Here is an 18,621-nt window from a genome sequence, read left to right on the forward strand (position 1 = left end):
AAAAAAACCAGACATTATTTTTGTCTGGTTTTAAATATGAATTGGGTCGCATGATTTTACATGATGATACTATACATTTGACCGTTTTTCGAAATGATTTGGTATCTCGCTTTCTGATTTTCTTTCTTAGCCAAATAGCTCGAAACGGTTTCCATATCTTTTGCTTTCAAGCCATCAATACTTAAAATAACTGCGCCATCTAAAATATCACTATATTCTGCGTATTCAGGATTGTTGACTTTTTTAATTTTGATGCCTTCTTTAACGTTGAATTGTTTCTTATCGGTAGCATCAATATCTTCAAATTCAATTCCGTTGAATTCGTAATTCAAAATTTCTTTTTTAGTCAACTTAACAGGAAGCGTTTTTTGTTTGCCATCACGTAAAACACTTACCTGAATGACATCATTTGGTCGTTTGGTATTAATGTAAGCCGATAATTCGGAGAAACTATTGATTTTTTTATCGTCTAATTGCACAATAATATCCCCTTTACTCAATCCTGCTTTTTCAGCTCCCGAATTTTTAGTAACCTTATTAATATAGAAACCTTGTGTTTCTTTAATACCTAATTCTTTTGCGAAGTTCGAATTCAATTCGCCACCTTCAACTCCTAAAACGCCTCTTTGAACATTTCCAAACTGCATTAAATCTTCAATAATTTTTCGAGTCAAATTCGATGGAACAGCAAACGAATATCCAGCATAGCTTCCTGTTGGAGAAGAAATCATCGTATTAATTCCAATTAATTCCCCGCGAGTGTTTACCAATGCGCCACCACTGTTTCCAGGGTTCACTGCAGCATCGGTTTGAATAAACGATTGAATACCATTGTTTGATAAATTTCTGGCTTTTGCCGAAACAATTCCAGCAGTAACAGTAGAATTTAAGTTATACGGATTTCCAACAGCTAAAACCCATTCTCCCACTTTAATAGCATCAGAATCGCCAAAAACCGCATAAGGTAATTTTTCATCGGCTTCTACTTTTAAAAGCGCGACATCCATTTTAGAATCGGTTCCGACTAATTTTGCTTTGTAGGATTTGTTATTGTTAAGTGTAACTTCAATTTCAGTTGCATCTTGGATAACGTGATTATTTGTTACAATATAGCCATCTTCAGTTATAATAACGCCCGAACCAGTTCCTATTTGTGTTTGTTCTCTTGGTCCTTGATAGCCATAGAAAAACTCCATTAAAGGATTGTTTGGTACTTTTGAAACACTCACGTTTTTTACGTGAACTACCGCATGAATCGTGTTTTCAGCTGCTGCGGTAAAATCAATGTTTTCGGCGCCTAAATTTACATTTTTGGCATAATTAGGTGATGCAAGTGTAAGTTTTCCTGCATTATTTGGCTCTAAAAAGAATTTGTAAGCACCTAATGTTACGGCACCACTCAATAAAGAAACCGCTAATAAACTTCCAAATTTTTTCATATGTATTAATTTTTGTTCACTCAAAATTATAACAAAAAATATTCCAAAAAATCACTTTAACGCACGATTAACAATGTTTAACATCTTATTAATAATTCGTACTTTTGTATAAACTAATTTGACAATGCAACTTATATTTTATAAATATCAAGGAACAGGAAACGATTTTGTAATGATTGATAATCGTACTGACTTTTTTCCTAAAAATAACACCAAACTTGTAGAGCAATTGTGTGACAGAAGATTTGGCATAGGTGGTGATGGTTTGATTTTGTTAGAAAATCATCCGCAATATGATTTTAAAATGGTATATTATAATTCTGATGGTAACGAAAGTTCTATGTGTGGCAATGGTGGTAGATGTTTAGTCGCTTTTGCCAAACAAATGGGAGTTATCGATAATAAAGCCAAGTTTGAAGCAGTTGATGGATATCATTATGCAACGATTGATAAGGACGGAATCGTAGCACTTCAAATGAAAGATGTTGATACTATAAAAAGTGAATCAAATTATACTTTTTTAAATACGGGTTCACCACATCATGTGCAATTGGTAGATAATTTAGCAAAATTGGATATTAAAACAGAAGGCGCTAAAATCCGTTATTCCGATTTGTATGGAAAAGCAGGAAGTAATGTCAATTTTGTATATCAATTAGCTAGTGACATTTTTGCAGTTCGTACGTATGAGCGCGGCGTTGAAGATGAAACTTTGTCTTGCGGAACCGGAGTAACAGCGGTTGCAATCGCCATGCATCAAACCGGAAAAACAAACAACAACATCATAGATTTAAACGTGGAAGGCGGAAAATTAAAAGTACAATTCGATGTAGATAACGGAAAATACACCAACGTTTTCTTAATTGGACCCGCAACTTTTGTTTTTGAAGGGAAAATCAATTTAGATTTTTGAATTTGTAATTGAACTTGAACTTGAACTTGAAATCGAAATGATAACATTAAAAGGAACTAACATATACCTACGCGCACTTGAGCCCGAAGATTTAGAGTTTATCTACAAAATAGAAAACAACGAATCCATTTGGGATGTGAGTAACACGCAAACGCCTTACAGTCGTTTTTTGATTCGTCAGTATTTAGAAAATGCGCATCAAGATATTTATGAAGCCAAACAATTGCGCTTAGCAATTTGCTTAAATGATACTTTTGAAGCAGTAGGTTTAATTGATTTGTTTGATTTTGATCCTAAAAATAATAGAGCAGGAGTTGGGATTGTAATTTTAAGCGAAATCAATCGAAATTCAGGAATTGGTTCTGAAGCTTTGCAACTTGTTATCAATTATGCTTTCAATCAATTGCAATTGCATCAATTGTATGCAAATATTGGAAGCGATAATGAAATTAGTTTACAACTTTTTACTAAATTTGGCTTTCAAAAAATTGGAGTAAAAAAAGATTGGATAAAAGTAAACAACGTTTTTAAAGACGAAATTTTATATCAATTAATCAATTACACTTAAAAAATAACCCCTTGAACGTAAAAAAAATAATTTCAATAATCGCTGTTGCTGGAATCGTTGTTGCAACTGCTGTTGGTGTTTATGTATATTTTAAAGCTTTTACACCAAATACTCAATTTTCTCAAAACGAGGTTTATGTTTACATTCCTACGAATTCAACTTATGAACAAGTAACCGAAATTGTAAAACCATTCATCAAAGATTTTGAAAAATTTGATTTCGTAGCCACATCAAGAAATTATAGTACTAATGTAAAAGCCGGAAAATTTCTTTTCAAAAAAGACATGACCAGTTTTGATATGGTAAGAAGTTTGCGTTTAAACGTTCCAGTAAAAGTAGCTTTTAACAATCAAGAAACATTAGGAAAATTAGTGCAACGTTTAGCAACTCAATTAGAACCTGATAGTTTAAAATTAGAAGTAGCGTTTACTAACACGCCTTTTTTAGAAGAAAACGGATTAACAGAAGAAACTATTTTAGCTCTTTTTATTCCAAATACGTATGAATTCTATTGGAATACACCTGCAGACAAAATCGCTCAAAAATTAGCAAAAGAATATCGTATTTTCTGGAATAATGAGCGTACTGAAAAAGCAAAAGCGTTAGGTTTAACTCCAATTCAAGTATATATCTTAGCATCAATTGTACATAAAGAAACGGCTAAAGTAGATGAAAGACCAACAGTAGCTGGCGTTTATTTAAACCGTTTAAAACAAGATATGCCGTTACAAGCTGACCCAACCGTAATTTTTGCTATTAAAAAACGTTCGGGAGATTTTGATCAAGAAATCAAACGTGTTTTCTTTAACGATTTACGAATTAATTCTCCTTATAATACTTATATCAACAAAGGTTTGCCTCCTGGACCAATTGCTATGCCCGATGTTTCGGCTATCGATGCGGTTTTAAATGCTGAAAAACACGATTATATTTATTTCTGCGCTAATCCAGACAAACCAGGTTATCACGCTTTTGCATCAAGCTACGAAGCGCATCAAGTAAATGCTAAAAAATATGCAGAGTGGGTGACGAAGTTAGGAATTGATCGTTAATTTTTAGAAGCGAATGGCTTGGGCTTTATCAGTAAACCATTTTCCTGCTTTCCATTTCAATCTATGCTTTCAGCATAGGATTTTCATTACAATCAGGGCTAGTTTGCTGACCATTTTTCTGTTTGTTTCTGTTTTTTCTCAGGCGCAATCAAGTATCAATACTTTTTTAAAACCTTCGGATACTCTAAATAAGTCAAGAAGAACAGGAGTTTACATTGGAGAATCCGTTGCTTTGGGTGCTACTTTAATTGGTTTAAATCAAATTTGGTACAAAGATTATCCACAAACAAATTTCCATTTCATTAACGATAACAATCAGTGGTTACAAATGGATAAACTGGGACATATGTATTCCACCTATCATTTAGGTAGAGTAGGTTCCGAAATGTTGCAATGGAGTGGTGCGTCCAAAAAAGAACAATTAATTTATGGATCTACTCTTGGATTAGGATTTTTAACGGTAGTTGAGGTTTTTGATGGTTTTTCACAAGAATGGGGAGCATCTTCAGGCGATATAATAGCCAATCTTTCTGGAACAGCGCTTTATGTATCGCAAGAAGTACTTTGGAAAGAACAACGTATCACGCCTAAATTTTCATTTCATCAAACTAAATTCGCTTCGCAACGTCCAGAAACTTTGGGTGCATCGTTTAACGAAGAAATTTTAAAAGATTACAATGGTCAAACGTATTGGTTGTCGTTTAACGTTCATTCGTTTACAAAAGATAGCTTTATTCCCAAGTGGTTAAACCTCGCAATTGGTTATAGTGGAGAGGGAATGTTGTATGGAAACGATTCAGAAGCACTCGAAAATGGAATCATTCAAAACCCGTATCGTCAATTTTATCTGAGTTTGGATGTTGACTTAACGAAAATTACTACAAAATCACACTTTTTAAAGACGCTTTTTTCGGTTTTTAACACAATTAAAATTCCAGCACCTACTTTGCAATACGATGAGTATAACGGACTTAAAGCACACTTCATCTACTTTTAGGAATTATTAACATGCTGTAAATCAATATTGTAATTTTTTTTGTATATTTGCATCGGTAATTTCAGATGGGTGACAGACGCTGAGAAATAACAATTCATGATAAAAAAAAGGTCGTATTTTACAGGATTGACACTCCTGGTATTAGTCATTTCTTCAGGTTTTATAAACTTTAAGAAAGAAAAGTTAGAAGGTTTTCATTTGTCGAATACAGAGGTAATTAAATACCATGTTCCAAATGAGTATGAGAACGAAGAAGTAATTATTCCAGTTAAAGTACCAAATGTTGGTAAATCATTTACTGGTTTTGCTCAAAAAATGGCTTACAAAGAGTCAAGAGGTATGTTACATTTAGTGAATCCATACGGATACATGGGTAAATACCAATTCGGAAGAAGTACACTACGCACTGTGGGTATTTATGATTTTCAAGAATTTTTACGTAACGCTGAGTGGCAAGATGAAGCTTTTAAAGCTTTAATCGCTAGAAACAAGTGGGAATTACGTAAAGAAATTCAAAAATATTCTGGTAGAGTAATCAATGGTGTAGAAATTACAGAATCAGGTTTAATTGCGGCAGCGCATTTAGGTGGAGCTGGTTCCGTAAAAAAATATTTAAGAAGTAATGGACGTAATGGTTTCAAAGATGGTTTTGGAACATCGTTATCAAGCTACATCAGAAAATTTTCAAATTACGATATTTCGCACATTGAAGCAGATGCAAATGCTAAAGTAGATTTAGAGTAATTTTACATTTTGTGAATAATAAAAATACAAGGTCGATTATGTAAATCGGCCTTTTCTTTTTTCCATTGGTTCACGGTTTTGGTTTTTATGAATTCTGTTGGTAGCGTAATGTCGCATGCCACGCATAAAAGAGTACTAGGTTGTAGAATTTGCAACAAATCTTCCATCAATTTATTGTTACGATAAGGAGTTTCAATAAACAATTGCGACTGATTTTTATCCTGAGATAAACGTTCGAAATTTTTCAATGCTTGTTTTTTATCGTTCTTATCGATAGGTAAATAACCATTAAAAGCAAAACTTTGTCCGTTCATTCCGCTAGCCATTAAAGCCAATAAAATAGAACTCGGTCCCACTAAAGGTACTACTTGAATTCCTTTTTCATGTGCCAGTTTTACAATAACAGCACCAGGGTCAGCTACTCCTGGACAACCAGATTCACTCATTAATCCAATGTTTTCGCCTCTTAATAAAGGTTGGATGAATTCGTTATGTTCAGCAAATTCAGTATGTTTATTTAGAACCGAAATTTTTAAATCGGGTTGTTTTTTTTCGGGATGAATGCTTTTGATGAATTTTCGAGCGGTTTTCTCGTTTTCAACAATATAATAATCTACGAAATCGATGGTTCTTTTGATGGTTTGAGGTAAAACATCTTCAGGAACTACCGTAGTTTCTCCAGGATTGGATAAAGTAATAGGAATTAAATACAGTTTGCCTAAAGTGTTTGATTTCATGATATTATTGCTTAAGTTTTCTTGCAATTTCCTCACAAGCTTGGTCTAACATATCAAAAACGTTTTCAAATCCGTCTTGACCACCATAATACGGGTCGGGAACATCGACGTTTTCATTTGGAAAAATTTCGTTTAAAATCAGCTTGACTTTTGATTTTGCTTCTTCATTTGGAGCTAAAGCCAAAACATCTTTGTAGTTGGAATTATCCATTACAAAAATATGGTCAAAAGTATCAAAATCACTTTTTTTGAATTGTCTTGCTCTTTGATTGGTGATGTCTAAACCTCTATTTTTTGCAGTAGAAATCGAACGTTTGTCAGGTAATTCACCTGCGTGCCAACCGCCAGTTCCTGCTGAATCAACTATAAAATCTTCAGAAAGTTTAGAACGCATAATACCTTCTGCCAAAGGAGAACGGCAAATATTTCCTAAGCAAACCATTAAGATTTTAGAAGCCATGAATTATAGCGATAATTTCTTATTGATATCGTCAACGAATTTACGAAACTGTTTGTCAGTAGTCACCAAGTTGTCAACTGTTTTACAAGCATGAAGAACCGTTGCGTGGTCTCTGTCTCCAATTTGCGAACCAATGTTTGCCAAAGAAGCTTTCGTAAATTTCTTAGCAAAGAACATCGCTAATTGTCTGGCTTGAACAACGTGACGTTTTCTAGTTTTTGACTGTAACGTTTCAACGTCCAATTGGAAATAATCCGAAACAATTTTCTGAATATAATCAATTGAAATTTCACGTTTTACATTTTTAACGAATTTCTCAACTACTTGCTTCGCTAAATCAATTGTAACTTCACGTTTGTTGAAAGAAGATTGAGCAATTAATGAAATAATAGCACCTTCTAGTTCACGAACGTTAGATTTAATATTCTTAGCAACGTATTCGATAATTTCTTCTGGCATTTCCACTCCGTCACGGAATAAAATGTTTTTCAAAATTGAAATACGCGTTTCGTAGTCAGGTTGGTGTAATTCTGCTGATAATCCCCATTTGAAACGAGATAGTAAGCGTTGCTCAATATCTTGCATGTCAACTGGTGCTTTGTCAGAAGTTAGAATTACTTGTTTTCCGTTTTGATGTAAGTGGTTGAAGATGTGGAAAAATACATCTTGCGTTCCTGATTTACCCGATAAGAATTGAACGTCGTCGATAATCAAAACATCAATTAATTGATAGAAGTGAATAAAGTCGTTACGAGTATTTTTCTTAACCGAGTCAATATATTGTTGTGTGAATATTTCAGCCGAAATATACAACACGGTTTTTTCTGGATATTTATCTTTGATTTCAACCCCAATAGCGTGAGCTAAGTGTGTTTTTCCTAATCCAACTCCACCAAAAATTAACAATGGGTTGAATGAAGTTCCGCCTGGTTTATTAGCAACTGCCATACCTGCACTTCTTGCTAAACGGTTCGAATCTCCTTCAAGGAAATTATCAAAACTATAATTAGCATTTAGTTGCGATTCGATTTTTAAATTACGAATTCCAGGAATAACAAATGGGTTTTTTAATTCTGGATTTTTATTCACAATTGGCACATCTACTTCCTGAGGTTTTACCGCTGTTCTGTTATAACTCGGAATTTGCTCAGTAAATGGAAGTTTATTGCCATAAGTGTTTTCCATTTTAATTTTATACAATAACTTTGCGCCTGGTCCTAACTCTTTAGTCAAGGCAACTTTTAATAATTTAACGTAGTGTTCCTCTAACCATTCGTAGAAGAATTTACTAGGTACCTGAATCGATAACGCGTTATCGTTTAGTTCAACTGACTGTATAGGTTCAAACCAAGTCTTGTAAGCTTGATCTTGAATATTGTCTTTTATGAAAGACAGACAGTTGTTCCATACCGATTGCGCAGTTTTTGTCATAAATTCAATTAATTATTACTTGTTTATTTTAGTTTTGTAATAGGTTACAAAAGTGAACAGAACGGATATTCAGTTCGGATGATTTGGGTTAGCAAATATGTGAACAATTTTTTGTAAAAAAAATTTTTTTAGGCTTGATTTTTAAAAAAAAATATTGTAAGCCTAAGAGGATTTTTTTAATGTTAATTTAATATAGATTTAATATGAGAGAATATCAATTTCAAGTTCGTGTGCGTTATGCGGAAACAGATCAAATGGGAGTCGTTTATCACGGAAATTACGCGCAGTATTTTGAAATGGGACGCGTGGAATGGCTAAGAAACTTAGGGGTTTCGTACAAATGGATGGAAGAAAACGGCGTTATGCTTCCTGTAGTTTCATTAACAATGAATTACAAAAAACCAGCTCGTTATGACGACTTGTTAACTGTTAAGACAATATTAAAAAGTCAGACTTCTGTGAAGATAGAATTTGACTACGAAATCTATAATGAAGCAAATGAGTTATTAACAACGGGTTACTCAATGTTAGTGTTTGTTGATATGAAAACGGGACGTCCAATTTTGCCTCCAAGTTATGTTTCGGAGAAGATAAATTCGTTTCTCGAAGTTTAAATTTCGGTTAGTTTTATTTCGTATAAATTTTCAAAAGTGTCCAATAAATTTTGGACATTTTTTTTTCGGATTGAAATTTCGATTTCGCAATCCATTTCCATTTTTTGTGAAACGATTTGCAGATTTTTTTCTTTGATAATACGCATCACTTTATTCATGTGTGCATAACCAAATGAAATGATAAAATGTTTGTTGATGGTTTTCTCAACAATAGTTGCATTTTCTAAAGCCATTTGTGCAGCCGTTTTGTATGCAGAAATCAAACCTCCAACGCCAAGTTTTACGCCACCAAAATAACGAACAACTACAACTAATACATTCGTGACTTCAAATGACTGAATTTGTCCGTAAATGGGCATTCCGGCACTATTGTTTGGTTCTCCGTCGTCGTTAGCGCGGTATTGAATTTTTTCAGTTCCAATTTGATACGCATAACACCAATGACGCGCTGAAAAATGCTCTTTTCGTAAACGTTCTAAAATTTCTTTGATTTCTTCCTCAGAAGTTACAGGAAAAGCGTAACCAAAGAATTTACTGTTTTTTTCTTTGAGTAAAACTTCTTCCGACGGGAAATCTATGGTTTTGTATAAGTCGTTTTCTGAAAAATCCATTTTAATAGGTAACTAAATATAGTGCAAATAAGGCCAATCCAATTCCGAAAGCATTGCGAATCGAAATTTTCTCTTTAAAAAAAAGAATGCCTACAAAAGTAGAAACTAAAACGATAGAAATGTTATGAATCGTAAATAAAGTAGCGCTTTCAAATGCTTTTGCTTCTAACATTTTGACTAAAAAGTATAATGAAAAATAATTGGGTAAGCCCAAAGCAATTCCGCCTAAAATATTTCTTCCTGAAAATTGAATTTTTCCGCGAAGTGTCAAAAATAATATCGTTAGTATCCCAACACTAAAAGCACAGAAAAAAGTTACAGAGGAAAATAAACCGATTTGATTTGAAGGAACATGAAACGTTTGCAAGTACTTTAAACTCGCATCAATAGTACCAGCGCCAAAGAAAACCAAAATAGGATAGAGAAGGTTAGAAGCTTGTTGTACTTCACCAGTTTCTTTTTTGGAAGTAAAATAAACGGCAATTAATGCTAATGCGATTCCAATAATCTTAATAAAACCAAGGTGTTCATTATATAAGATAACACCCAATGAAATAGGAATTATCACCGACATTTTTGAAGCTACAGAGGCCACAGAAAGTCCGTTGCGTTGCGAAGTTAGCGTGGTAGCATAAAACGTAGAAATAAAAACAAAGCCTAAAAGAATACTTCCTTTAAACCAATTTTCATTCATGATTTCATTTGGAACAATACTTGTGTCTAAAAAGAAAAGTCCAACTAAAAACGCTACAAAATAATTTACTACTAAAGCTTGTAATGCATCAATGTTGAATTTTGCAAAAAGTTTTACAATAACAAAAAGAACGGCATTAAAAAGAATGCTCAGAAGTAAGTAAATCACGGGGTAATTAAATTATTTTTTTATCAAAAAGTTCAACAACATCATCAACTCCTGGTTGTAAATTCCAAACTTGAAAACCTAATTTTTCTGCCATATCTGTATTTTCTTTTTTGTCGTCTACAAATAATGTTTTTTTAGGATTCAAATTATGATTGTTAATCACGTATTTAAAGGCATTTTCGTCTGGTTTACGCATTCCAATTTCGTATGAAAAATATACTTTTTCGAAACAACTATAAAAATCGCGAGCAAAAGTTTGCCCTTCTTTGTGTTCAAATTTTTCTATGTGCGTATGATCGGTATTGCTTAAAAGAAATAATTTATATCTTGATGAAATCATTTGTAAAAACTCCAAACGATATAGAGGAAAATCACCTAAAATAGAATTCCAAGCCGCTCTGATTTCAGCTAAATCTGCATTTGGTAAATGTTTTTGAAAACCTTGCATGAATTCGAGTTCGTCAATTTTTCCAATTTCGTACTTTTTATTCAAAGCATCCAAATCGTCATGCCAAGCGGTTAGTCCTAATTTTCTAAATTCGGTATCAATAGCTTGTTTGTTTAAATCGATAAAAACATCGCCAAAATCAAAAATAATTGCTTCAATCATAATTCTTGAAAATTTTAAGTTCATCATTCATTATGTCAAAACCAGCAACCGGATTTCCGGAAATATTTGGGGCTAATATGCCGTTTTGAAATGTTGTGTCTCCTTTGAAAACTCTTGCTTCATCCCATAAATTCGCATCTATAAAGGATTGCAGTGTTTTACTTCCTCCTTCAATTATGACAGATTGTATGTTGTTTTTATACAAAATATCGCAAATTGAAGAAATCAGGTGAATATCAAAGATAGCATTTTCATAGATACAATTTTCAGTTGAAATGAAATTTTCGCTTTCCGTAATAAAAATTGTTTTTTGCGAATTATTTTTAACGTGATAGTTTTCAGAAATTTTCCCAGATTTATCCAACACAATTCGAACTGGATTATTTCCTGAAAAATCACGTGCATTTAATTTTGGATTATCGTCTAAAACAGTATTCGTTCCCACTAAAATCGCTTGTTCTTCCGTGCGCCATTTGTGAACTAATTGTCTAGAATATTGATTTGTAATCCAAACTGGACTTTTTTCTTCTCTCGAAATTGGAGCAATAAAACCATCAGCCGTTTCCGCCCATTTCAAAATAATATAAGGTCTTTGCTTTTGATGAAAGGTAAAAAAACGTTTGTTGAGTTCGTTGCATTCGTCTTCTAAAATACCAACGGTTACATTTTTACCACTTTCAACTAATTTCTTAATGCCATTTCCAGCCACTTTTGCAAATGGGTCAACCGTTCCAATTACAACATTCGGAATTTCATTAGCAATAATTAAATCGCAACACGGAGGCGTTTTTCCGAAGTGACTACATGGTTCTAAACTCACGTAAATCGTAGCTTCTTTCAATAACGATTTATCTTTTACTGAATTCACAGCATTGACTTCCGCATGAGGTTCACCTGCTTTTTTGTGCCAACCTTCTCCGATGATTTTTCCATCATGAACAATCACACTTCCTACCAATGGATTCGGATAGGTAGTTCCCAAACCATTTTTAGCGAGTTCAATACAGCGTTTCATGTAAAATTCGTGCGTCGTCATAATACAAAAGTAGTATTTTTAAGATAGAATTAATAATCGATTCTACCAATTTACGTACTTTTACCCAACAATAAAAATGCTATGCTAATTAGAGAAATCCAACAAAAAGATAATGAGTCGATTGCTAAGGTAATTCGCGATATTTTTCATGAACTAGATGCGCCAAAAGTAGGAACGGCTTATGCAGATCCCGTTTTAGATACCTTATACGAAGTATATCAAGAACCGCGTTCTATTTATTATGTGGTGGAAAAAGATGGGAAAGTGGTTGGTGGTTGCGGTGTTGCTCCTTTAGAGAATGCAGATGTTTCGGTATGTGAGTTGCAAAAAATGTATTTTGCTCCCGAAATCAGAGGAACAGGTTATGCCGAGAAAATTATTGAAAAATGTTTGGAATTTGCCAAAACTCAAGAATTTGAAATCTGTTATTTAGAAACCTTATCGTTTATGACAACTGCACAAAAACTATATAAAAGAATAGGTTTCGAAAATATTTGTGGACCAATGGGAAATACTGGGCATAATAGTTGTGAAGTTTGGATGACGAAGAAGTTGTAGAATTACGATTTGAGTATTAAGAATTAAGACAAGAATTATGAAGATTAAGATTATAGTTTTTTTATTAATATCAGTAGTTGGTTTTTCTCAAAAGAAGAAAATCAATCAGGAATATGATTATATCAACAATTATTATCAGTTTGTTTATCAGGCGCATTATGAATATTTGAATAAAAATTATCAAAAAGCCTATGATTTATTAAAAACAGCTGAAAAGAATTGTCCCTTATTGAATCAAACTGGAATTTATGAGCCAAGAATTTTGGCTGAATGTGCTACATTTTTGAATAAACCAAAAGAAGCAGTTCATTATTTAGAAATTTTAGTTAAAGATTATGGTTACAGTTATAATAGTATTAAAAATGATTCTATTTTTCTCAATATTCAAAGAATAAAGTCTTGGAAGAAATTAGAACGAAATAATGAAAAGTATGCTAAAAATTATCTAGAAAAAGTTGATTTTAATTTAAGAAAAGAGTTGCATCAAATGAAAATTGACGACCAAAGTGTTAGGACTAATGGATACGATGAGCAAAAAGCTAAGGTAATAGATAGTATTAATCAATTGAAATTGTATAGAATTGTTGTAGATTATGATTTTTTCCCTGAGTATTCATTCAATCAAGTTGGAAATTATAATATAGATAATTATGATCCTGAAATCTCAGTTTTAGTAATGCATATTAGAAGTAATAAAGCTGATTTTTGGAAGCCAATTTTACTTGACTTAATTAGAAGAGGGAGAGCGCCTGCTAGACTTTATGGTAATTTGTCAGATAGTATATTAAGAAGTAATGGAGTTTATGATTATGGCATTTATCAGAATATTGGTAAAGAATTGATTAATGATTACGAAAATTTAGATAAGAGAAGAATTGCTGTTGGTTTACCAACCTTAGCCTACCAAAATTTTGTTTATGAATATTGGCAAAAAGAATTCGAAAAATATAAAGAGCAAAATGGTAATTAAAGAACTAAAAACCCACTTTTTCGATACATTAAAAAATATTCAAGACGAACAAGAAATCGAAAGTTTCTTTTTCATCCTAACGGAGTATTTGCATAATTTAAAAAGAGTAGACCTAGTTTTGAATCCTAATTTTGAACTTTCAGAAGAAGAAGTTGAAAAGTGGAATACTATTTTAACGGATTTACAACAAGAAAAACCCATTCAGTACATCACGGGTGAAACTTGGTTTTACGGCTTGCGATTTGAAGTCAATGAAAATACTTTAATTCCAAGACCAGAAACAGAAGAACTTGTCGAATGGATTTTAAATTCACCCAATATCCATCATCCATCACCCATCAATATTTTGGATATTGGAACTGGTTCTGGTTGTATTCCTATTTCATTAAAAGCTAATTTATCACAAGCAAATGTTTCAGCTATTGATGTTTCAGAAAAAGCATTAGAAGTGGCTAAAAGGAATGCGGAGTTAAATAAAGTGGAAATCAATTTTATTGAAGCCAATATTTTAGAAGTTGAAGATTTATCTCAACTTCCATCACCTATCATCCATCATCCATCATCCTACAATATCATTGTTTCAAATCCACCCTACGTTCGTAATTTGGAAAAACAAGAAATAAAGAAAAATGTATTGGACTACGAACCTCATTTAGCGCTATTTATAGAAGATACAGATGCTTTACTTTTTTATAGAAAAATTGCACAATTGGCTTTGAAAAATTTAACTCCAAACGGGTTGTTGTTCTTCGAAATCAATCAATACTTAGGAAAAGAAACGGTTGAATTACTTGAAAATATGGGTTTCAAAAATATCGAATTGAAAAAGGATATTTATGGTAATGATCGAATGATTAGATGTTCGATTTAACCTAATACGAATTACACAAATATCTTAGCGAACCTTGCGAAAAAACTTTGCTCCCGAAGCTTCTGGATTTGCGTTTAAATTATTCGTAACGCAACGCTTCCACAGGATCTAATTTTGAAGCTTTTATGGCAGGATATAATCCAGAAACAATCGTTACAATAAAAGTGGTGATAAAAGCTGCAATGATAGCCATCCAAGGAATTACAAAGTCAAAACCGATGGCTGATGCAATTGCAAAACCAATCAGAATTCCTAATAAAATTCCAACTAATCCACCTAATTGACCAATTACTAATGTTTCAGTGAAAAACTGCCAAGCAATCGTACTTCTTTTGGCTCCAAGCGATTTTCTTACACCAATTTCACGTGTTCGTTCGGAAACGGAAACCAACATAATATTCATTAATGCAATAGACGAACCAAAAACCGTAATAATTCCGATTACCCAAGCTGAAATCCCTAAAACTGCGGTATTTGAAAGTAAGGTTTGAATTAAATCATCACTACGTTCAATTCCGAAGTTCTCTTTTTCAACCGGACTCAATTTTCGAACTCTTCGCATCGTAATAATGGCATCATCAACCGCTTCATCTAAAAGCGCTTCATTGGTAACCATCACGTCTAAATCGTAGTTAATATTGGGTGCCGAAAATAAGGAACGCGCCACTTGTGTTGGAATCAAAACACGTAAATCTTGACTGTTTCCAAAAGTTGAACCTTTCTCTTTTAAAACACCTATTACTTTAAATTTAGCACCACGAATGGATATCGTTTTATCTAACGGATTGATGTTTTCAAACAATCCTTTTTCAAAATCCGAACCTAAAACACAAACGTAATTGTTGTTTGCTATGTCAAATGAATTGAAATTTCTACCTTTTGTAACTTCTAAACCTTTATTCGGACAAAAATTCTCGTCTACACCAACGATAGAAATTTCTGGATCGGTCTTTTTTTCACCATATTTTACTTCGATAGCAGAACCTGCTGTAAACGATAGAGAAGTGGTGGTAAAAGGAAAATTAAATTTGTCTTGAAAAGCCTTGGCTTCTGGGTAACTTATGATAGGATTGACACGTTGTTCGGTATCGTTTTGATTAATTTCGGAAGAAAAATCGTATTGGCTAATTGAAAATGTATTTGCTCCCATAGAAGCAAAATCTTTCAAAATCGTATTTTCTAAAGCCGAAACTACTGTTAGAATTCCAACCAAAGCCGTGATTCCAATAGCAATAATCATTACTGTTAACGAAGTACGCAAAGCCTGACCTTTAATAGAATCAAGCGCAATTTTTGTGTTTTCTTTAAATAATCCTACCATGACTATAAGACTAAAGTAGGAACGAAATGTTACAGTATCATGGAGATTTTTTTAAACACATAGACACATTAGATTTGAATTGTGAATAGTTTTAGGTGTTTTACTTTATATAGTTCACAAAGGCTATGTGTTTTGATGCAAAATGGAATGCCTTTTTAGTTTAAATTTAAACTATGTGCCTATGTGTTTAAAACCAAAAAATAGATTTTTTATACTGCCGAATATGTTCGATATTTGCACTACGAAATTTTTAAGATTTCTATACTTTCAGAATTCTAAATTCTAAATTCTAAATTTAAAATGGCACAAAAACCAAGCATACCAAAAGGAACCCGAGATTTTTCACCAGCAGAAGTGGCGAAACGCAATTATATTTTCAGTACGATAAAAACCAATTTTGAGAAATTTGGCTTTCAACCGATTGAAACACCTTCGTTTGAAAATTCTGAAACTCTAATGGGAAAATATGGCGAAGAAGGTGATCGTTTGATTTTTAAGATTTTGAATTCGGGAGATTATTTGGCTAAAGCTGATGCTGCTTTGTTGGAAAATAGAGATAGTTTGAAGTTAACAAGTCACATTTCCGAAAAAGCCCTTCGTTACGATTTAACTGTTCCTTTTGCGCGTTACGTAGTACAACATCAAAACGAAATTGAGTTTCCGTTCAAGCGTTACCAAATACAACCAGTTTGGCGTGCGGATCGACCTCAAAAAGGACGTTTTAGAGAATTTTATCAATGTGATGCTGATGTTGTGGGTTCAAATTCACTTTGGCAAGAAGTGGAGTTAGTGCAATTGTATGATTCGGTTTTCACGCAATTAGGTTTAGGTGGCGTTACGATTAAAATTAACAATCGTAAAATCTTATCAGGAATTGCTGAGGTAATTGGTGCTTCGGATAAATTGATTGATTTTACGGTAGCTTTAGATAAATTAGACAAAATAGGTGAGGATGGCGTGAAAAAAGAAATGTTAGAAAAAGGCATTTCGGAAACAGCGATTGAGAAAGTACAACCGTTGTTCAATTTCACTGGAACCATCAACGAAAAAATAGAAAAATTAGCTCAATTATTAGCCAATTCAGAAGAAGGAATGAAAGGCGTTAACGAGTTGCAATTCATTTGTGATAATGTTACGACTTTAGGTTTGCAAACCGCTTTCTTGGATTTAGATGTTACGTTAGCACGTGGTTTAAATTATTACACAGGTGCCATTTTTGAAGTCGCTGCCCCGAAAGGAGTAGCAATGGGTTCAATTGGTGGCGGTGGTCGATATGATGACTTAACGGGTATTTTCGGATTGAAAAACATGTCGGGTGTTGGAATTTCATTTGGTTTAGACCGAATTGCTTTGGTAATGGAAGAAGTTGGTTTATTTCCAGAAGCCGTTTTAGCCACTTCAAAAGCGTTGTTCTTAAATTTTGGTGACAAAGAAGCTTTGTATTCGATGAAAGCCATTGGAAAATTACGTCAAAAAGGAATTAAAGTCGAGTTATATCCAGATAAATCAAAAATTGATAAGCAATTTAAACACGCCGATAGAAGAGGTATTCCATTTGCAGTAATTGTAGGAGAATCGGAAATAGAGCGAGAAGAATTTGGATTGAAAAATTTAGCTACTGGCGAACAACAAAAAGTGGATTTTGAGACTTTAGTAGCATTGCTGAAGTAATTATTTACACAAAGATTCGCCGAGTTTTTTTTGATTTTTATTGTGTTGAGTAGAGCTACACAGAGTGTTTCACATATTACTATTTGGAACACTGATTTGAGGAATTAGAATAATCTTAAAAATAACTTTGCGAAAAACTTTGCTCCTTTGCGTTAAAATTTACACAGAGATGCTCTGAGTTTTTTAATAAGGATTGTGTTGAGTAGAGCTACACAGAGCGTTTCATTTTTTTGAGTTTGAATTTGATTTTTGCCCTTGAACTTGTAATTGATTTTTGATATGAATGTAGACGACGAAGCTAAAAAAGTAATTTGGTCACTTCAGAACAATAAACGTACTGAAGCGGAACGAAATGTATTTGCTCCAACCGGTAAAAAACCGATGAATAAAAACGTAGTTTATGTTTTGTCGGCGATTGGAATTACTTTTTTGATGAGTTTTGCGTTGTCGTTATTTTCTAAAGAAACGACTCAATTTTGTTTCTTAATTGATAATTATTGCTTCAATTCAACTGAAAATCCAATTGCTTATACGTTTTATATTTTCATGAATCTTTGGATTTTAATTTTAGGAATTGGAATCGCTTATTTGATTGGAAAAAAGTTAGGAGACCGTTTTAAGATTTAAATTTTCAATAAATGAATTCAGAAAGTTTTGAAACCGATTTGCAATTTGCAGAAAAATCAGTTTATAATAAATGTGGTTTCCAGCTTCAAAATCTTATTTGGAATTCCGAGAGTACAAATTCCGGTGCTTGTTCTTTTGAATTGAATAATAAACTAATTCAATATCGAGTTGCGAATATCACGCCCACAAAAATCGGACAATTTGTTGCTATTTGGAAACGAAATAGCGAAGGTATAACAGCTCCATTTGACGTTTTAGATTCATTAGATTTTATGATTATTTCGGTACGAGATTCTGAAAATTTTGGTCAGTTTATTTTTCCTAAATCGGTTTTAGTTTCCAAAGGAATTATTTCTCAAAATGCAAAAGGAGGGAAGCGTGGTATTAGAGTTTACGCACCTTGGGATAAACCCATAAATAAGCAAGCGATACAAACTCAAGCTTGGCAGGTTTTATATTTTGTTGAAATTAAAGAAAACACATTAACAGATTTAGAAAAAATAAATCGGATACTTTCAAATTGATAAGT

21 protein-coding genes are annotated in these 18,621 nt (G+C 33.0%); 12 read left to right on the forward strand and 9 right to left on the reverse strand.

Features of this window, described 5'->3' with window-relative positions; genetic code table 11:
* Positions 1–56: 56 nt before the first annotated feature.
* Positions 57–1,439, reverse strand: coding sequence for a Do family serine endopeptidase (locus B0I03_RS12115; RefSeq protein WP_111567703.1), 1,383 nt, complete (start codon positions 1,437–1,439; stop codon positions 57–59).
* A gap of 124 nt (positions 1,440–1,563) precedes the next feature.
* Here B0I03_RS12115 and dapF point away from each other — a divergent pair, with 124 nt between their 5' ends.
* From dapF to B0I03_RS12140, 5 genes are all read left to right on the forward strand, one after another.
* A complete protein-coding gene (gene dapF / locus B0I03_RS12120) occupies positions 1,564–2,352 on the forward strand; it encodes a diaminopimelate epimerase (protein WP_111567704.1) in 789 nt (262 codons plus the stop codon).
* Positions 2,353–2,389: 37 nt separating this feature from the next.
* Positions 2,390–2,920, forward strand: coding sequence for a GNAT family N-acetyltransferase (locus tag B0I03_RS12125; protein WP_111567705.1), 531 nt, complete (start codon positions 2,390–2,392; stop codon positions 2,918–2,920).
* Between the two features lie 11 nt (positions 2,921–2,931).
* Positions 2,932–3,972 carry an endolytic transglycosylase MltG gene (mltG, locus tag B0I03_RS12130; RefSeq protein ID WP_111567706.1) on the forward strand — a complete coding sequence of 347 codons (1,041 nt, stop codon included), beginning with the start codon at positions 2,932–2,934 and terminating at the stop codon, positions 3,970–3,972.
* Positions 3,973–4,075: 103 nt separating this feature from the next.
* Positions 4,076–4,969, forward strand: a complete 894-nt coding sequence (locus B0I03_RS12135) for a DUF2279 domain-containing protein (protein WP_245903041.1) — start codon at positions 4,076–4,078, stop codon at positions 4,967–4,969.
* A gap of 96 nt (positions 4,970–5,065) precedes the next feature.
* The gene (locus B0I03_RS12140; protein ID WP_111567708.1) at positions 5,066–5,713 is read left to right on the forward strand and encodes a peptidoglycan-binding protein LysM; all 648 of its coding nucleotides are present in this window, start codon (positions 5,066–5,068) and stop codon (positions 5,711–5,713) included.
* 2 nt (positions 5,714–5,715) lie between these two features.
* On the opposite strand, the gene B0I03_RS12145 is transcribed toward B0I03_RS12140, so the two are convergent.
* From B0I03_RS12145 to dnaA, 3 genes are read right to left on the reverse strand one after another with little or no spacing between them, the layout of a single operon-like run.
* The gene (locus tag B0I03_RS12145; protein WP_111567726.1) at positions 5,716–6,450 is read right to left on the reverse strand and encodes an SAM-dependent methyltransferase; all 735 of its coding nucleotides are present in this window, start codon (positions 6,448–6,450) and stop codon (positions 5,716–5,718) included.
* A 4-nt stretch (positions 6,451–6,454) separates the two neighbouring features.
* Positions 6,455–6,910 carry a low molecular weight protein-tyrosine-phosphatase gene (locus B0I03_RS12150; protein ID WP_111567709.1) on the reverse strand — a complete coding sequence of 152 codons (456 nt, stop codon included), beginning with the start codon at positions 6,908–6,910 and terminating at the stop codon, positions 6,455–6,457.
* Between the two features lie 3 nt (positions 6,911–6,913).
* Positions 6,914–8,341, reverse strand: coding sequence for a chromosomal replication initiator protein DnaA (dnaA, locus tag B0I03_RS12155; protein WP_111567710.1), 1,428 nt, complete (start codon positions 8,339–8,341; stop codon positions 6,914–6,916).
* A 203-nt stretch (positions 8,342–8,544) separates the two neighbouring features.
* On the opposite strand from dnaA, the gene B0I03_RS12160 reads away from it, so the two are divergent.
* Positions 8,545–8,955 (forward strand): acyl-CoA thioesterase, encoded by a 411-nt coding sequence (locus B0I03_RS12160; RefSeq protein ID WP_026724815.1) that lies wholly within the window; start codon positions 8,545–8,547, stop codon positions 8,953–8,955.
* On the opposite strand, the gene B0I03_RS12165 is transcribed toward B0I03_RS12160, so the two are convergent.
* Genes B0I03_RS12165 through ribD form a run of 4 tightly spaced genes read right to left on the reverse strand, consistent with a single transcriptional unit; the run spans position 8,952 to position 12,074 of the window.
* On the reverse strand, positions 8,952–9,566 hold the full coding sequence (locus B0I03_RS12165; RefSeq protein ID WP_111567711.1) for an IMPACT family protein: 615 nt from the start codon (positions 9,564–9,566) through the stop codon (positions 8,952–8,954). The two genes, B0I03_RS12160 and B0I03_RS12165, sit on opposite strands and share 4 nt — an antisense overlap.
* A gap of 1 nt (position 9,567) precedes the next feature.
* Positions 9,568–10,428, reverse strand: coding sequence for a DMT family transporter (locus B0I03_RS12170; protein WP_111567712.1), 861 nt, complete (start codon positions 10,426–10,428; stop codon positions 9,568–9,570).
* A 7-nt stretch (positions 10,429–10,435) separates the two neighbouring features.
* Complete coding sequence (locus B0I03_RS12175) at positions 10,436–11,038, reverse strand: HAD family hydrolase (RefSeq protein WP_111567727.1); 603 nt, start codon at positions 11,036–11,038, stop codon at positions 10,436–10,438.
* Positions 11,031–12,074 (reverse strand): bifunctional diaminohydroxyphosphoribosylaminopyrimidine deaminase/5-amino-6-(5-phosphoribosylamino)uracil reductase RibD, encoded by a 1,044-nt coding sequence (ribD, locus tag B0I03_RS12180; protein WP_111567713.1) that lies wholly within the window; start codon positions 12,072–12,074, stop codon positions 11,031–11,033. The genes B0I03_RS12175 and ribD overlap by 8 nt, the downstream gene beginning before the upstream one ends.
* A gap of 81 nt (positions 12,075–12,155) precedes the next feature.
* Between ribD and B0I03_RS12185 the strand changes: the two genes are divergently transcribed.
* The 3 genes from B0I03_RS12185 to prmC are packed head-to-tail and all read left to right on the forward strand — an operon-like array spanning position 12,156 to position 14,473.
* Complete coding sequence (locus tag B0I03_RS12185) at positions 12,156–12,632, forward strand: GNAT family N-acetyltransferase (RefSeq protein WP_111567714.1); 477 nt, start codon at positions 12,156–12,158, stop codon at positions 12,630–12,632.
* Between the two features lie 37 nt (positions 12,633–12,669).
* Positions 12,670–13,602, forward strand: coding sequence for a hypothetical protein (locus tag B0I03_RS12190; RefSeq protein WP_111567715.1), 933 nt, complete (start codon positions 12,670–12,672; stop codon positions 13,600–13,602).
* Positions 13,592–14,473 carry a peptide chain release factor N(5)-glutamine methyltransferase gene (prmC, locus tag B0I03_RS12195; protein ID WP_111567728.1) on the forward strand — a complete coding sequence of 294 codons (882 nt, stop codon included), beginning with the start codon at positions 13,592–13,594 and terminating at the stop codon, positions 14,471–14,473. The genes B0I03_RS12190 and prmC overlap by 11 nt, the downstream gene beginning before the upstream one ends.
* A gap of 79 nt (positions 14,474–14,552) precedes the next feature.
* Here prmC and B0I03_RS12200 read toward each other — a convergent pair whose 3' ends face one another.
* Positions 14,553–15,794 (reverse strand): ABC transporter permease, encoded by a 1,242-nt coding sequence (locus B0I03_RS12200; protein WP_111567716.1) that lies wholly within the window; start codon positions 15,792–15,794, stop codon positions 14,553–14,555.
* Between the two features lie 300 nt (positions 15,795–16,094).
* On the opposite strand from B0I03_RS12200, the gene hisS reads away from it, so the two are divergent.
* The 3 genes from hisS to B0I03_RS12215 all read left to right on the forward strand — a co-directional run bounded on the left by hisS (position 16,095) and on the right by B0I03_RS12215 (position 18,616).
* Positions 16,095–17,465 carry a histidine--tRNA ligase gene (hisS, locus tag B0I03_RS12205; protein WP_111567717.1) on the forward strand — a complete coding sequence of 457 codons (1,371 nt, stop codon included), beginning with the start codon at positions 16,095–16,097 and terminating at the stop codon, positions 17,463–17,465.
* Between the two features lie 279 nt (positions 17,466–17,744).
* Positions 17,745–18,092 (forward strand): hypothetical protein, encoded by a 348-nt coding sequence (locus B0I03_RS12210; protein ID WP_111567718.1) that lies wholly within the window; start codon positions 17,745–17,747, stop codon positions 18,090–18,092.
* Between the two features lie 11 nt (positions 18,093–18,103).
* Positions 18,104–18,616, forward strand: a complete 513-nt coding sequence (locus tag B0I03_RS12215) for a MepB family protein (RefSeq protein WP_111567719.1) — start codon at positions 18,104–18,106, stop codon at positions 18,614–18,616.
* Positions 18,617–18,621: the final 5 nt, after the last annotated feature.

Origin of the sequence: Flavobacterium aquaticum (assembly GCF_003259835.1) — a bacterium.
GTDB lineage: Bacteria > Bacteroidota > Bacteroidia > Flavobacteriales > Flavobacteriaceae > Flavobacterium > Flavobacterium aquaticum.

What these genes read in the sequence shown, in the direction of transcription:
- B0I03_RS12115 (WP_111567703.1), bottom strand. Translation starts at nt 1,439, where the DNA reads ATGAAAAAATTTGGAAGTTTATTAGCGGTTTCTTTATTGAGTGGTGCC.
- dapF (WP_111567704.1), top strand. Translation starts at nt 1,564, where the DNA reads ATGCAACTTATATTTTATAAATATCAAGGAACAGGAAACGATTTTGTA.
- B0I03_RS12125 (WP_111567705.1), top strand. Translation starts at nt 2,390, where the DNA reads ATGATAACATTAAAAGGAACTAACATATACCTACGCGCACTTGAGCCC.
- B0I03_RS12140 (WP_111567708.1), top strand. Translation starts at nt 5,066, where the DNA reads ATGATAAAAAAAAGGTCGTATTTTACAGGATTGACACTCCTGGTATTA.
- B0I03_RS12145 (WP_111567726.1), bottom strand. Translation starts at nt 6,450, where the DNA reads ATGAAATCAAACACTTTAGGCAAACTGTATTTAATTCCTATTACTTTA.
- B0I03_RS12150 (WP_111567709.1), bottom strand. Translation starts at nt 6,910, where the DNA reads ATGGCTTCTAAAATCTTAATGGTTTGCTTAGGAAATATTTGCCGTTCT.
- dnaA (WP_111567710.1), bottom strand. Translation starts at nt 8,341, where the DNA reads ATGACAAAAACTGCGCAATCGGTATGGAACAACTGTCTGTCTTTCATA.
- B0I03_RS12160 (WP_026724815.1), top strand. Translation starts at nt 8,545, where the DNA reads ATGAGAGAATATCAATTTCAAGTTCGTGTGCGTTATGCGGAAACAGAT.
- B0I03_RS12165 (WP_111567711.1), bottom strand. Translation starts at nt 9,566, where the DNA reads ATGGATTTTTCAGAAAACGACTTATACAAAACCATAGATTTCCCGTCG.
- B0I03_RS12175 (WP_111567727.1), bottom strand. Translation starts at nt 11,038, where the DNA reads ATGATTGAAGCAATTATTTTTGATTTTGGCGATGTTTTTATCGATTTA.
- ribD (WP_111567713.1), bottom strand. Translation starts at nt 12,074, where the DNA reads ATGACGACGCACGAATTTTACATGAAACGCTGTATTGAACTCGCTAAA.
- B0I03_RS12185 (WP_111567714.1), top strand. Translation starts at nt 12,156, where the DNA reads ATGCTAATTAGAGAAATCCAACAAAAAGATAATGAGTCGATTGCTAAG.
- B0I03_RS12190 (WP_111567715.1), top strand. Translation starts at nt 12,670, where the DNA reads ATGAAGATTAAGATTATAGTTTTTTTATTAATATCAGTAGTTGGTTTT.
- prmC (WP_111567728.1), top strand. Translation starts at nt 13,592, where the DNA reads ATGGTAATTAAAGAACTAAAAACCCACTTTTTCGATACATTAAAAAAT.
- B0I03_RS12200 (WP_111567716.1), bottom strand. Translation starts at nt 15,794, where the DNA reads ATGGTAGGATTATTTAAAGAAAACACAAAAATTGCGCTTGATTCTATT.
- hisS (WP_111567717.1), top strand. Translation starts at nt 16,095, where the DNA reads ATGGCACAAAAACCAAGCATACCAAAAGGAACCCGAGATTTTTCACCA.
- B0I03_RS12210 (WP_111567718.1), top strand. Translation starts at nt 17,745, where the DNA reads ATGAATGTAGACGACGAAGCTAAAAAAGTAATTTGGTCACTTCAGAAC.
- B0I03_RS12215 (WP_111567719.1), top strand. Translation starts at nt 18,104, where the DNA reads ATGAATTCAGAAAGTTTTGAAACCGATTTGCAATTTGCAGAAAAATCA.